The organism is Bacillus sp. YBsi01 (assembly GCF_038406745.1).
Taxonomy (GTDB): Bacteria; Bacillota; Bacilli; order Bacillales; family Bacillaceae; genus Bacillus; species Bacillus siamensis.
This window is the reverse complement of sequence record NZ_CP151679.1, coordinates 1,691,126-1,705,658: the sequence shown is the minus strand read 5'-3', so window position 1 is coordinate 1,705,658 and position 14,533 is coordinate 1,691,126. Positions and strand designations below refer to the sequence as shown.

At 47.3% G+C, this 14,533-nt stretch carries 12 protein-coding genes and 1 other annotated feature; of the genes, 10 read left to right on the top strand and 2 right to left on the bottom strand.

Going from position 1 to position 14,533, the window contains the following annotated elements; translation table 11 throughout:
- Positions 1-5 precede the first annotated feature (5 nt).
- Entirely contained in the window at positions 6-1,562 is a 1,557-nt protein-coding gene (spoVB, locus tag AADZ70_RS08465; RefSeq protein ID WP_045926488.1) for a stage V sporulation protein B, read from the bottom strand.
- A 113-nt stretch (positions 1,563-1,675) separates the two neighbouring features.
- Between spoVB and AADZ70_RS08460 the strand changes: the two genes are divergently transcribed.
- From AADZ70_RS08460 to dtd, 8 genes are all read left to right on the top strand, one after another.
- Positions 1,676-1,972: a post-transcriptional regulator gene (locus tag AADZ70_RS08460; RefSeq protein ID WP_016938808.1), complete on the top strand. Its 297-nt coding sequence runs from the start codon at positions 1,676-1,678 to the stop codon at positions 1,970-1,972.
- A 36-nt stretch (positions 1,973-2,008) separates the two neighbouring features.
- Positions 2,009-4,228 (top strand): protein translocase subunit SecDF, encoded by a 2,220-nt coding sequence (secDF, locus tag AADZ70_RS08455; RefSeq protein ID WP_064777702.1) that lies wholly within the window; start codon positions 2,009-2,011, stop codon positions 4,226-4,228.
- Between the two features lie 130 nt (positions 4,229-4,358).
- Positions 4,359-4,856 (top strand): cation:proton antiporter regulatory subunit, encoded by a 498-nt coding sequence (locus tag AADZ70_RS08450; RefSeq protein WP_016938810.1) that lies wholly within the window; start codon positions 4,359-4,361, stop codon positions 4,854-4,856.
- A gap of 63 nt (positions 4,857-4,919) precedes the next feature.
- A complete protein-coding gene (locus AADZ70_RS08445; RefSeq protein WP_016938811.1) occupies positions 4,920-5,246 on the top strand; it encodes a lipopolysaccharide assembly LapA domain-containing protein in 327 nt (108 codons plus the stop codon).
- A gap of 55 nt (positions 5,247-5,301) precedes the next feature.
- Positions 5,302-7,662 (top strand): single-stranded-DNA-specific exonuclease RecJ, encoded by a 2,361-nt coding sequence (recJ, locus tag AADZ70_RS08440; RefSeq protein ID WP_342007980.1) that lies wholly within the window; start codon positions 5,302-5,304, stop codon positions 7,660-7,662.
- Between the two features lie 5 nt (positions 7,663-7,667).
- On the top strand, positions 7,668-8,180 hold the full coding sequence (locus AADZ70_RS08435) for an adenine phosphoribosyltransferase (RefSeq protein WP_003152714.1): 513 nt from the start codon (positions 7,668-7,670) through the stop codon (positions 8,178-8,180).
- 157 nt (positions 8,181-8,337) lie between these two features.
- Entirely contained in the window at positions 8,338-10,542 is a 2,205-nt protein-coding gene (gene relA, locus AADZ70_RS08430; protein WP_264818896.1) for a GTP diphosphokinase, read from the top strand.
- 12 nt (positions 10,543-10,554) lie between these two features.
- The gene (dtd, locus tag AADZ70_RS08425; protein WP_016938814.1) at positions 10,555-10,998 is read left to right on the top strand and encodes a D-aminoacyl-tRNA deacylase; all 444 of its coding nucleotides are present in this window, start codon (positions 10,555-10,557) and stop codon (positions 10,996-10,998) included.
- A 26-nt stretch (positions 10,999-11,024) separates the two neighbouring features.
- Here dtd and AADZ70_RS08420 read toward each other — a convergent pair whose 3' ends face one another.
- Positions 11,025-12,587, bottom strand: a complete 1,563-nt coding sequence (locus tag AADZ70_RS08420) for an SH3 domain-containing protein (protein ID WP_047475552.1) — start codon at positions 12,585-12,587, stop codon at positions 11,025-11,027.
- 130 nt (positions 12,588-12,717) lie between these two features.
- Between AADZ70_RS08420 and AADZ70_RS08415 the strand changes: the two genes are divergently transcribed.
- Both AADZ70_RS08415 and hisS read left to right on the top strand, forming a co-directional pair.
- Positions 12,718-12,888 (top strand): YrzK family protein, encoded by a 171-nt coding sequence (locus tag AADZ70_RS08415; RefSeq protein ID WP_016938816.1) that lies wholly within the window; start codon positions 12,718-12,720, stop codon positions 12,886-12,888.
- Between the two features lie 60 nt (positions 12,889-12,948).
- Positions 12,949-13,181, top strand: a binding site (T-box leader).
- Between the two features lie 63 nt (positions 13,182-13,244).
- Positions 13,245-14,519, top strand: coding sequence for a histidine--tRNA ligase (gene hisS, locus AADZ70_RS08410; RefSeq protein ID WP_016938818.1), 1,275 nt, complete (start codon positions 13,245-13,247; stop codon positions 14,517-14,519).
- Positions 14,520-14,533 lie beyond the last annotated feature (14 nt).

Below are 14,533 nucleotides of genomic sequence, written 5' to 3'. Positions count from 1 at the left end.
CGGTTTCACCGCGTCACGAACTTGCCGATGACCGGAATCCGGATCAGCTCCTCCCTTTTAATCAGCCTGAATAACAGCAGAAGCACAATGTATATTATGACGGTCATGGCAATCCAGCCTGTAAGATTAACAGCCTCTGACCCTGAAAAATGAACAGCGCGCTTTATGAATCGGCTCACATAACCGCAAATGAATATGACCGCAAAACAGAGCGCATATTCTTTTATTTTGATGCTGATCGGAAGCACTTTGCTTACGGTGGCCGCATGGAGAAGGGTGACGAGCACCATTCCTGTCACAATCGCCAATGCCGCGCCCATAATGCCCAGAGAAGGCCTGGTCGCCAGCACAAAAATAAGGCCTGTTTTAACAGCTGCGCCGATAAAACTGTTCATCATGGCGGCTCCGGCTAAATTAAGCGCCTGCAGCACCGCTTGAAGGGGCCCCTGAAAATAATAGAGCAGAAAAAACGGCGCCATGACTTTAATAAAAACCGCCGCATTAGTCGATCCGTACATGACGGACATCAGCTCATCAGCGAAAGAGAATAAAATAACCACCGAAATGCCCCCGCTTAAAAGACAGAGCCTCATCGCCTGTTCCAGACGGTATTCGACAACCTGCAGCTTTTTTTGCTCCATTCCTTCACTGATCGCAGGAACAAGGGCCGTTGACAGAGAATAGGTTATAAAGCTGGGCAGCGTCAAAACCGTCATGGCAAATCCGGTCAGCTCCCCGTACTGGCTGGTGGCAGCAGCGGTGGCGACTCCTGCAATTGCAAGGCTCTGCGCGACGACAATAGGCTCAAAAAACCAAGACAAGTTTCCGATGAATCGGCTTCCGGTTGTCGGGAGCGATACGCTCATCAGCTGACGGAAGGTCTCTTTTCCATTTGCAATCGATTTGAAAAATTGTTTTCTGATTCTGATTGTTTTTTTAGCTTTGAAACAAATGAATAAATAAATAAGAGAGGCGAGCTCTCCGATGACAGACGAAATCATGGCTCCGGCTGCGGCATATTCAATCCCGTACGGCAGAAACACTGTCGTACAGACCGCGACAAGTGAAATCCGCACAATCTGCTCAAGCACTTGGGAAAATGCCAGCGGGTTCATATTCTGCCTGCCCTGAAAATAACCGCGCAGCACGCTGGAGATTGCGATAATAGGCACGACGGGCGTAATCGCCAGAAGCGGGTAAACCGTGCGTTGATCAGTCAGCATCGTTTCCGCCATAATCGGCGCAAAGCATAAAAACAGCGGCGTGAAGATGAGACTTAATATCCCGGTGATGGTAAGCGACATCACTAAAATGTGTTTCATTTTCTGCCGGTCCCCCCGGGCGCTTGCTTCAGCGACAAGCTTGCTGATGGCAACAGGGAGGCCGAATTGGGTCAAAGTGGTGGCCAAGAAAAATGTCGGGGCAGCCATCATGTACAATCCGACCCCTTCTTCACCGATAAACCGGGCGATGACCACCCGATTGACAAAGCCGAGCATTCTTGTAATCATCCCCGCCGCGATGAGAATAAGAGTGCCCCTTAAAAAAGTCTGTTTTGCCATTTTATAACCCCTGCCTTCTCAAACTACCTGGAATCATATACAATAAAGATATGCGCCGATGTCGTCCGAGCATGACAAGTCTTCGAGAAAAAGGGAAAAAGGAGCGAGCGCCCATGGAGAAGCATCCCGCCGAAATGTATAAGGATCATTTGCGGCCTTTTTTGTACAGTAAACTTGAAGAGTTCAAAATCCTTGGATACGATGATGTTGAACACGAGAGTTTATGGTCATACCTAATACATAAAAAGTGGAAACAGAAAAAGGAAATGCCGCTGTATGAATTGGCCGGCGATATTTTATCAGTTAAAATTGGCGATTTTATGAACTATGCAACCGTTGAAGCTTTTAAGTCGTCTAATTGGCTGGAAAGCGATGAAGGTCAGGAAGCTTTGGATGAACTGCTGAGATAATGATTTGACGGCATAGGTTTAAGGAGGAAATACATAATGAAAAAAGGACGCTTGATTGCGTTTTTCCTGATTGTATTATTAATCGGCACAGGGCTGGGGTATTTTACAAAACCGGCTGCCAATAATATTACGTTAGGATTGGATTTACGCGGCGGGTTTGAAGTACTGTACGACGTGCAGCCCGTCAAAAAAGGCGATAAAATCACAAAAGACGTGCTCGTCAGCACGGTGCAGGCGCTGAACCGCCGGGCTAACGTTCTCGGCGTAAGCGAACCGAACATTCAGATTGAAGGGAACAACCGCATCCGCGTACAGCTGGCGGGCGTCACGAATCAGAACAGGGCGCGCGAAATTCTGTCAACGGAAGCACAGCTCTCATTCAGGGACACGAATGATAAAGAGCTTTTAAACGGCTCTGATCTCGTGGAAAACGGCGCGAAGCAAACTTTTGATCCGACAACGAACGAACCGATTGTCAGCGTGAAACTGAAGGATGCGGACAAGTTCGGAGAAGTGACGAAAAAGGTCAAGAAAATGGCGCCTAATAATCAGCTCGTCATCTGGCTCGATTATCAAAAAGGCGATTCATTTAAAAAAGAAGTCGGCAAAAAACATCCGAAATATGTATCCGCTCCGAATGTGAGCCAGGAATTAAATACAAAGGATGTCACGATTGAAGGCCAGTTCACCGTTCAAAAAGCAAAGGACTTGGCCAATATTTTAAACGCGGGCGCACTGCCTGTGAAACTGACCGAAAAATACTCTACTTCAGTAGGGGCGCAATTCGGACAGCAGGCTTTACATGATACGGTCGAGGCCGGCATCATCGGGATTGCAATTGTTTTCTTATTTATGCTGCTTTATTACAGACTGCCGGGACTCATAGCGGTCATTACGCTTTCTGTATACGTGTATATTACGCTGCAAGTGTTTGACTGGATGCAGGCTGTATTGACTTTGCCGGGTATTGCGGCGCTCATTTTGGGTGTCGGGATGGCGGTTGACGCCAACATTATCACTTATGAACGGATAAAAGAAGAGCTGAAACTCGGCAAATCCGTCCGTTCGGCTTTCCGTTCAGGAAACAGACGGTCATTTGCGACGATCTTCGATGCGAATATCACAACGATCATCGCAGCGGTCGTGCTCTTTATTTTCGGGACAAGCTCTGTAAAAGGGTTTGCGACGATGCTGATCTTGTCAATACTGACAAGCTTTATTACAGCTGTCTTCCTTTCAAGATTCCTGCTCGCCCTTCTTGTGGAAAGCAGATGGCTTGACCGGAAAAAAGGCTGGTTCGGCGTCAAGAAAAAACACATTATGGATATTCAGAAGACCGACGAAAATACTGAACCGCATACGGCATTCCAGAAATGGGATTTCACGAGCAAACGAAAATACTTCTTTATTTTCTCAAGCGTTGTAACCGTTGCGGGAATTATCATCTTGCTGATCTTTAAGCTCAACCTGGGAATCGATTTTGCAAGCGGCGCGCGGATTGACGTGCAGAGCAATCATGCCTTGACGGCACAGCAGGTTGAAAAAGACTTTGACTCTCTCGGCATGGATCCGGAAAACATCGTGCTCTCGGGTAAAGAGAACCATGTTGCCGCAGCCCGGTTTGTCGGAGAGCCATCTAAAGAAAAGATCGCTGAAATCAAAACGTACTTTAAGGATAAATACGGAGCTGAACCGAATGTCAGCACGGTATCGCCGACAGTCGGAAAAGAACTGGCCCGTAATGCCTTATATGCCGTGGCAATTGCATCAATCGGCATCATTATTTACGTGTCAATCCGTTTCGAGTACAGAATGGCTGTCGCCGCGATTGTATCCCTGCTGTATGACGCTTTCTTTATCGTCGCGTTTTTCAGCATTACAAGGCTGGAGGTCGATGTCACCTTTATCGCCGCTATTCTCACCATAATCGGTTACTCGATAAATGATACGATCGTTACATTTGACCGGATACGCGAGCAGATGAAAAAACGCAAGCCAAAGTCATTTGCCGATCTGGAACACATCGTGAATCTGAGTTTGCAGCAAACCTTTACACGCTCGATTAATACGGTCTTGACCGTTGTGATTGTAGTCGTCGTGCTGCTTATTTTAGGCTCATCGTCAATTACGAACTTCTCAGTCGCCTTATTGGTCGGTTTATTGACAGGTGTTTATTCTTCTCTTTACATCGCTTCACAGCTGTGGCTTGTATGGAAAGGAAAAGAATTTAAAGGGAAAAAATCAATCGAAGAGTAAAATGGGAACAGGCTGTCTTGCAGAAGGCAGTCTGTTTTTTAGGCTGCGTTGAACTTAAAACCTGCATTTGCTATAATGACATACGCTTACATAATCAATCATCATTGTAAAAACATGTAGGAGGGTTCTTATGAATGTTCGTGAGTCGGAACTTCCGGGCATCGGCCAGAAAGTCGAAATCATTACGAAAAATCATGATAAAATCAGTATTATTCTCCATGATGACGGCAGAAGAGAGCTTTATTACTTCGATGAGAAAGACCATGACGAATGCTTGGCATCCGTTGAATTTAACGATGAAGAGGCGAGGCAGATTTCCGCTATTTTAGGCGGGATGACGTATAAGCCGAAAGCGCTGGAATCTGTGGAAGTTGCACTTGATGATCTCGTTATTGAGTGGTTTAAAGCCGAATCCCGCGCACCGGCTGTCAGCCGCACAATCGGAGATTTGGATATCAAGAAGCATTACAACGTCCAGATTATTGCGATCGTTAAGAAAAACCGGCAAAAACAGCTGAGTCCCGGCATTGATACTGTAATTGAAGAAGGGGACACCCTCGTCTTATCCGGGGAAAGAAGCGGATTGAAAAGGCTGGTCCGTGAGCAGTTAACGGCCCGGATTTCCTGAGACCGGGGTTTAATCCCTGGAAAATGAGGGAAAAGATAAGAATTAATAATTGGGGGCTGACGTATGAATAAACAATGGACTATTATATTCGCTTTACTATTTACTCTGATTGTCGCCATTTTTGCTGTCATTAACGTGCGGGCGGTTGAGGTTGATTATCTGTTCGGCACCGCTGAATGGCCGCTGATTTTAGTCATTTTAGGCTCTGTGTTAATGGGAGCGCTGATCGTATTTTCAGCCGGTATATTTCAAGTGATGAAGCTGAAGCGGGAAATTAAAATGCTGCGGAAAGAAAACAGATCCGCTGCTGAATTGCCGGCTGATCCGGACGGCAGAAAACCGGCCGCACCGCCGGAAGAAATACTGGAAGAGAAAAAAGGATCAGAATAACATTTGAAACCCCTCAGTCCGCTCTAGTATAATAGGGTGGTTGAGGGGTGAATTTATGTTAGCGTCAAAAATGCGCTGGGAAATCCAGCAGCCGGATCAGGAAAAGGTCAAATCACTCACAGAACAATTGGACATAACACCTCTTGTGGCATCGCTGCTTGTAAAAAGAGGTTTTGATACTGCCGAAAGCGCAAGGCATTTTTTACATACAAAGGATGCAGACTTTTATGACCCGTATGAATTAAAAGGAATGCGGGAAGCAGTTGATCGGATAAAGCTGGCGGTTTCTCAAGGGGAACCGATTATGATTTACGGAGATTACGATGCAGACGGCGTTACAAGCACTTCAGTGATGCTGACGGCACTCAGACAGCTGTCAGCAAACGTTGACTTTTATATTCCCGACCGTTTCACAGAAGGCTACGGCCCGAATGAACAAGCTTTCCGCTCCATAAAAGAGCGGGGTTTTTCGCTTATCATTACAGTGGATACGGGCATCGCCGCCGTTCATGAAGCTGAAGTCGCAAAAGAGCTGGGCCTAGACGTCATTATTACCGACCACCATGAGCCGGGACCCGAGCTTCCCGACGTATTTGCGATCATCCACCCGAAGCAGCCGGGCTGCAGCTATCCGTTTAAAGAATTGGCCGGCGTCGGTGTGGCGTTTAAGCTTGCCCACGCGCTTACGGGTTCTTTGCCGGAAGCTATGCTGGACTTAGCGGCAATCGGTACGGTTGCGGATCTGGTGCCGCTGCACGATGAAAACAGATTAATTGCGTCACTTGGGATCGAAAAGCTTCGGACGACAAATCGGCCGGGTCTCAAAGCTCTGATTAAGCTTTCCGGCGGGGATATCGGACAAGCTGATGAGGAAACGATCGGGTTTCAGGTTGCACCGAGGCTGAATGCCGTCGGAAGAATAGAACAGGCTGATCCCGCCGTGCACCTGCTGATGACCGAAGACCAGTTTGAAGCGGAGGAATTGGCTTCGGATATTGACCGGCTGAATAAGGAACGCCAGAAAATGGTGAAAACCATGACCGAAGAGGCTGTTGAAATGGTTCAGCAGCAAGACGGAAACCCGTCTGCCATTGTAGTGGCAAAAGCCGGCTGGAACCCGGGGGTTGTCGGGATTGTCGCATCGAAGCTCGCTGAACGTTTTTATCGCCCCGCTGTCGTGCTGGGGATAGATGAGGAGCAGGGAATCGCCAAAGGATCGGCGCGAAGCATCAGGGGTTTCAACCTTTTTACGAGCCTTTCACAGTGCAGAGACATTCTTCCTCATTTCGGCGGGCATCCGATGGCCGCGGGAATGACGTTAAAGGCTGAAGATGTGCCGGATTTAAGAGACAGGCTGAATCAATTGGCTGAAGAAACCCTTACGGAAGAGGATTTTATCCCGATTCAGGAGGTTGATCTTGTCTGCGGCGTCGAAGACATAACCGTTGAAAGCATTACAGAATTGAATATGCTCTCGCCGTTCGGCATGCTTAACCCTAAACCGCATGTCATGGTGGAAAACGCCGTGCTTGATGAAGTGCGCCTGATCGGAGCGAATAAAAATCACGTGAAAATGACGGTGAAAAATGATGCTGCCGTTCTCGATTGCGTCGGCTTTAACCAAGGAGAGCTGGAAGCCGGAATTGTCCCCGGATCAGCGATTTCCATTGTCGGCGAAATGTCCATTAATGAATGGAACAACAGAAAGAAACCCCAGCTGATGATTAAAGACGCTGCGGTGCTGGAATGGCAGCTTTTTGATATCAGAGGCAAGCGGATGTGGGAAGATACGGTTGCTGCGCTGCCGAAGGAAAAACGGGTGCTCATCAGTTTTAACGAAAAAACTGTCCGAAAACTTCGTGGCGAAGAGCTGCCGGACGAGCTGGTTCAGATCACGTCGGAATCCGAGGCGGAGGCTCTTCCGCTTGACGGAAAGTATGCCGTCTTTCTGGATGTGCCGCCGTCAGAGGAGCGGCTCAAGCGTTTGCTTGACGGGAAGAAGCCGGAACGGATTTATTTTGTTTTTATCAATCATGAAGAACATTTTCTGTCCTCATTTCCATCGCGGAGTGATTTCAAGTGGTTTTACGCATTTCTCTTGAAAAGGGGCAATTTTGACTTAAGTAAGCATGGTTCAGAGCTTGCGAGACACAAAGGATGGTCAATTGACACAATCAATTTCATGACAAAGGTGTTTTTTGATCTCGGTTTTGTTAAAATAGAAGATGGTGTGCTGTCTGTCGTGAGCGGCGCGAAAAAACGCGACCTTGCAGATTCGCAAACCTACCAGGTAAAACAGCAGCTGATGGAATTAGACCAGAAGCTCAATTATTCCGCGGCCCATGAGCTGAAGGAATGGCTGAATAAGCTGATGAACCAAGGTTCAGAGGCTTATGAAAGTACGAGGAGGACATAGAACAGATGGATCTTAAAAAATACGTAACAATTGTGCCCGATTACCCGAAAGAAGGCGTACAATTTAAAGATATTACGACATTGATGGACAAAGGCGACGTATACCGTTACGCCACTGACCAAATTGTTGAATATGCAAAAGAAAAAGAAATTGACTTAGTTGTCGGACCTGAAGCGCGCGGCTTTATTATCGGCTGTCCGGTTGCATACGCTCTCGGAGTCGGTTTTGCGCCGGTTCGGAAAGAAGGAAAACTTCCGCGTGAAGTCATTAAAGTCGATTACGGTTTGGAGTACGGAAAAGACGTACTGACGATTCATAAAGATGCGATCCTGCCGGGACAGCGCGTGCTGATTACTGATGACTTGCTTGCAACAGGCGGCACGATCGAAGCAACGATTAAGCTTGTCGAAGAACTGGGCGGCGTCGTAGCCGGTATTGCGTTTTTAATCGAGCTTTCTTACCTTGACGGCAGAGACAAGCTTGACGATTACGATATTTTAACATTAATGAAATATTAACCGCATATGGAAAAAAGCACTCGTGTCAGGGTGCTTTTTTCCTATTATTTCATCATCCTGACAGATTCTTTAGGTGTTTTGAACTTCTGCCCTTTACATCTCTCGTTTTTTTCTTGATAATAAACTAATACAGTTTACATTTAAAAAAGGTGATTCCATGGCGAACGAACAAGTATTGACTGCCGAGCAAGTAATAGATAAAGCGCGCACGTATCTGCCGGAGGAGCAGATTGCGTTTGTTGAGAGAGCTTACCTGTATGCGCAAGACGCGCATCGCGAACAGTACCGCAAATCAGGTGAGCCGTACATCATTCATCCGATTCAGGTGGCGGGAATCCTCGTCGATCTGGAAATGGACCCTTCCACGATTGCGGGCGGTTTTCTGCATGATGTGGTGGAAGACACGGATGTCACCCTCGATGACCTGAAGGAAGCATTTTCTGAAGAAGTGGCGATGCTTGTCGACGGTGTAACGAAGCTCGGTAAAATTAAGTATAAATCTCAAGAAGAGCAGCAGGCGGAAAACCACCGAAAAATGTTTGTCGCTATGGCTCAGGATATCAGAGTCATATTGATCAAGCTGGCGGATCGCCTTCATAATATGCGGACGTTAAAGCATCTTCCGCAGGAAAAGCAGCGGAGAATTTCAAATGAGACGCTGGAAATTTTCGCTCCGCTGGCACATCGGCTCGGGATTTCGAAAATTAAATGGGAGCTTGAAGACACCGCTCTCCGTTATTTGAATCCTCAGCAATACTACAGAATCGTCAACCTCATGAAGAAAAAGCGCGCGGAACGCGAACTTTATGTCGAAGAGGTTGTCAATGAAGTGAAAAAACGCGTCGAAGAAGTGAATATCAAAGCGGACTTTTCAGGACGTCCGAAGCACATCTACAGCATTTACCGCAAGATGGCGCTGCAAAATAAACAGTTCAATGAAATATATGATCTGCTCGCCGTCCGTATTCTTGTCGGAAGCATTAAAGACTGCTACGCCGTACTCGGCATTATTCATACGTGCTGGAAGCCGATGCCGGGCAGATTCAAGGATTATATTGCGATGCCTAAGCCGAATATGTATCAGTCCCTGCATACGACCGTAATCGGGCCTAAGGGTGATCCGCTGGAAGTGCAGATCAGAACATTTGAGATGCATGAGATCGCTGAATACGGGGTGGCCGCGCACTGGGCATATAAAGAAGGCAAGGCTGCAAACGAGGAAGCGACATTTGAGAAAAAACTGTCCTGGTTCCGCGAAATTCTGGAATTCCAAAACGAGTCTACCGACGCGGAAGAATTTATGGAATCGCTGAAAATCGATCTGTTTTCTGACATGGTATACGTATTTACGCCAAAAGGCGATGTCATTGAACTGCCGTCAGGCTCTGTGCCGATTGATTTTTCCTACAGGATTCACTCGGAAATCGGCAATAAAACAATCGGAGCGAAAGTGAACGGGAAAATGGTGACGCTTGACCATAAGCTCCGGACGGGCGACATCGTTGAAATCCTGACGTCCAAGCATTCGTACGGACCGAGCCAAGACTGGGTCAAACTCGCTCAGACGTCGCAGGCCAAACACAAAATCCGCCAGTTCTTTAAGAAACAGCGCCGTGAAGAAAACGTCGAAAAAGGCCGTGAACTTGTCGAGAAAGAAATTAAAAATCTTGATTTTGAAGTGAAGGATGTTTTAACGCTCGAAAACCTTCAAAAGGTTGCCGACAAGTTTAATTTCTCAAATGAAGAGGATATGTACGCGGCTGTCGGGTATAACGGCATTACCGCTTTGCAGGTGGCCAACAGGCTCACTGAAAAAGAACGGAAGCAGCGTGATCAGGAAGAGCAAGAAAAAATCGTTCAGGAAGTCGCTTCCGAGCCGAAACAGTATCCGCAAGGAAGAAAACGGGAAGCGGGTGTGCGCGTGAAAGGCATCGACAACCTTCTCGTCCGTTTGTCGAAATGCTGCAATCCCGTGCCCGGAGACCATATTGTCGGTTTTATTACAAAAGGCCGCGGTGTATCCGTTCACCGTGATGACTGTCCGAATGTAAAAACGAATGAAGCGCAGGAACGTCTGATCCCTGTTGAATGGGAACATGAATCACAGGTTCAAAGACGCAAAGAATATAACGTTGAGATTGAGATTTTGGGGTATGACCGTCTCGGGCTGTTAAATGAAGTACTCCAGGCCGTAAATGAAACGAAAACCAACATTTCGTCTGTATCCGGCAAATCCGACCGCAATAAAGTCGCTACGATTCATATGGCGATTTTTATTCAAAACATCAATCATCTGCATAAAGTGGTCGAGCGGATTAAGCAGATCAGAGACATCTATTCAGTCCGACGGGTTATGAACTAAAAGGAGCTTGCTATGAAATTAGTTGTTCAGCGTGTAACAGAAGCGAGTGTGACGGTTGACGGCGCTGTCGCCGGCCGGATCGGACCCGGTATTATGGCGCTTGTCGGCGTCACTCATGAAGATACAGAGGAAGATGCCGCTTACTTGGCGGATAAAATCGTGAATCTCCGGATTTTTGAGGACGAAAGCGGCAAGATGAATTTATCGCTTTTAGATACGGGCGGAGAGATTTTATCAGTTTCCCAGTTTACGCTTTACGGCGAAACGAAGAAAGGGAGACGCCCGAATTTTATGAATGCGGCCAAGCCGGATCAGGCTCTGCTCCTTTATGAAAAGTGGAACGAACTTCTTCGGGAAAAAGGAGTCAAAGTTGAAACGGGAATATTCGGGGCCATGATGGATGTTCAGCTGACGAATTCCGGGCCCGTTACATTGATTATGGATTCTAAACAATAAAAAAGCTGCCGTTCGGCAGCTTTTTTTTATGATTGAAAATAATGTTCCAATCCGCTTTCAATTCCGTCTGTCACTTTTTCCTGGTAAGAGCCGCTATGTATGATTGTTTCTTCTTGCGGTTGACTGAGATAGCCGAGCTCATACAGCATGGCAGGCCGTTTATTTTCCCTCAGGACGTAATAATCTCCAAACAAAACGCCGCGATCAGGAATAGGTGAACGCTTCGCTACTTCAGAATGGACGTCTGAGGCAAGCTGGCGGTCCTTAGACGGACTGTAATAATAAGCCGTGCTTCCTCTCGTTGACGTATCGGCATAGCTGTCATAGTGGATGCTGATAAAGGCATCCGCATTCCGGTAATGGGACGTTGAAACCCTGGCCTGCAGGCTGATAAATGTATCATCCTGCCTTGTGATATACACGTTTGCCCCGGCGGCTCTCAATTTTCCGGCTAACAGCTTAGCTGTTTTAATCGTTACGTTTTTTTCAAACTTTCCGGAGTAGCCGATCGTTCCGCTGTCTTTTCCTCCGTGTCCGGGATCAACGACGATCGTTTTGTTTTTGAGCGATCCGCTGCCGCCTGACGTGTTGGGAGAAGGTGCTTCTCCTGTTTCTTCACCGCTTTTTGACGTTTGCACGACCCAGTTTGCCACATATGCCGTTTGTCCGTTTTCCAGCCGGACTTCATACCACTTGCCGCTTGAACCGACAATCGGATAGGCTGCGCCTTTATCCGCTCTTTTTACGATAGAAGCGGAAGTCGAGGCTGAGCTCCTTAGGTTGGTGCCGCCGTAAACGATATACGCTTTTTTCGAGGAGCCTGAGCCCTCAGAGCCGTCTCCCGATTCGGACGGGGTGTCCGATGAGTCGGAATCCTTTATGATGTAGTGGCTTGCTGCCCAGCCTTTTTGCCCGTTTGCTTCAATTTTCAGCCAGCCGTGGTCTTCGCTTAAGATGGAAACCTTTGCTCCGCGTGATAATTTAGTGATAATCGCTGAATCATGTGACGCTGCACTTCTGACATTCAATGAAGAAACGCCTACCGTCCCGTTCTTTGAACCGTTTTGGGATGAAGTTGCTTTCGTATCCGATCCGCCGCTGTCTGCGGTGACGTATTCGGAAGAAACCCACCCGCTTGTGCCTTGATAAGAAATATTCACCCAGCCGCTGTTCTTGTCCAGCACAGAAGCATGTGCGCCTTGCGGAAGTTTGCCGATGACTTCATATGATGTCCCCGGGCCTTTTCTGATGCGAAGATCAGGGTCGTTGGAAGTGACCGTTCCGCTTGTTGCGGATGAATGGTCTGCTCCTCCGGCTGTTTTTGATATCAGCCAGGAAACGACCCATCCGGTCTTACCGGGACTCAGCTGGAGCTGTACCCAGTCTCCCTCTTCTTTTGTGATCGGGTATCTTTCCCCTTTTTTCACTTCAGCCTTTATTCCATAGCTCAGGCCGGGACCGCCTCTGACATTGATCTTGTCTGTCGCGATAACCGCTTCTCCCTCAGCGGCGATTGCGGTATGAAATGACGGAAGAAGTGCCGTGATGATGACGCCGCATAAAATAAGAGCAAGAGTTTTCTTATTCATGGCTGTCCTCCTTTCTGAACTAACTAAAATACATTCTTGTATAATATCGTATTTTCCTTGTTGAATGTTAAATAAAAATAAAATGGTTTGTTTATACTAGTTGTAAATACAGCGAAAAGGTGTGCAAATCATGAAATATCAACCAAAAATGGGACGCGCGCTGCACGATGCGGAAGGAAATCTGCACTTCAGTGATCAGAGCGATAAAGAGAAGGCGGGTTTTCTTGAAGAGACGGCGACGGAGTTCGGTCTTTTATCGAAAGATGCAGTCGCAAGGAAAAACAGACGGAATAAAACTTGACAGGGGAGTGCAATCCCATTATTATAATAGAAATTGATGTACATAAGTCAAAATAACGATTTTGAACCGATAATGGAGAAGAGTAGGTCAGAATGCATGGAGAAGAGAGGAACCGTCCCGGGCTGAAAGCGGATCCGCACTGCATCTTTCTCGAAACAACACTCCGGAGGTTCCCTGCTGAACGCTTTTGCGAGTCATTAGGCAGCGGACGTGAACCTGCGTTAACGGTCAGAGCGGGGATGCTTCAGCATTCCAACTAGGGTGGCACCACGGGTATAACTCTCGTCCCTACTATACATGTATAGTAGGAGCGGGAGTTTTTTTATTTGAAGAAAGACATTAAGGAGGCCTGTTACATGGCATATCACATTCCAAGAGGCACACAGGATATACTGCCGGGTGAATCAGACAGATGGCAGTTCGTCGAACAAATTATGAGAGAGACGTGCCGCACTTATCAATATAAAGAAATCCGCACGCCGATTTTCGAGCATACGGAATTGTTCGCAAGAGGCGTCGGTGAGTCTACAGATATCGTGCAGAAAGAAATGTACACGTTCGAAGACCGTAAAGGGAGAAGCCTGACGCTTCGGCCGGAAGGAACAGCCGCTGCAGTCCGCGCGTTCAATGAAAATAAATTATTTGCGAACCCGGTGCAGCCGACGAAGCTGTATTATGTCGGACCGATGTTCCGTTATGAACGTCCGCAGACGGGACGCTTCCGCCAATTCTATCAATTCGGAATTGAAGCGATCGGCTCCAAAGATCCGGCTGTGGATGCAGAAGTCATTGCGCTTGCGATGAGTATTTACCGTAAAGCCGGTTTGAAAAATGTCAAGCTTGTGCTGAACAGCCTCGGTGACCAGGAGAGCCGCAAAGCCTACCGTGAAGCACTCGTCAAACATTTTGAACCGCGCATCGGAGAATTTTGCTCAGACTGCCAGTCGCGCCTGCACACAAACCCGCTCAGAATTCTTGATTGCAAGAAAGACAGAGAACATGAACTGATGAAATCGGCACCGTCCATTCTTGATTACTTAAATGAAGAATCAGCCGCTTATTTTGAGAAAGTCAAACAATACTTAAACGATCTCGGCATCCCGTTTGAAATTGATCCGAACCTTGTCAGAGGACTTGATTACTACAATCATACCGCTTTTGAAATCATGAGCAACGCGGAAGGTTTCGGAGCGATTACAACACTTGCCGGAGGGGGCCGCTATGACGGGCTTGTTGAACAGATCGGCGGACCTGAAGCGCCGGGTATCGGATTTGCAATGAGCATCGAACGTCTGCTGGCAGCCATTGACGCTGAGAAAGCAGAGCTTCCCGTCAATCAGGGGATTGACTGCTATATCGTGACGCTCGGAGAAAAAGCGAAGGATTATTCCGTTTCCCTCGTGTACAAACTGAGAGAAGCGGGCATCTCAAGTGAAATCGATTATGAAAACAAAAAAATGAAGGGCCAATTCAAAACGGCTGACCGTCTCGGCGCACGCTTTATTGCGATTTTAGGGGAAGATGAACTTGCCCAAAATAAAATCAATGTAAAAGATGCCGAAACAGGCGAGCAGCGTGAAGTGGTGTTAGACGAGCTGATACAAGTGTTAAAGGCAGATCAAAAGCAGTGAAGGAGAGGAACGCT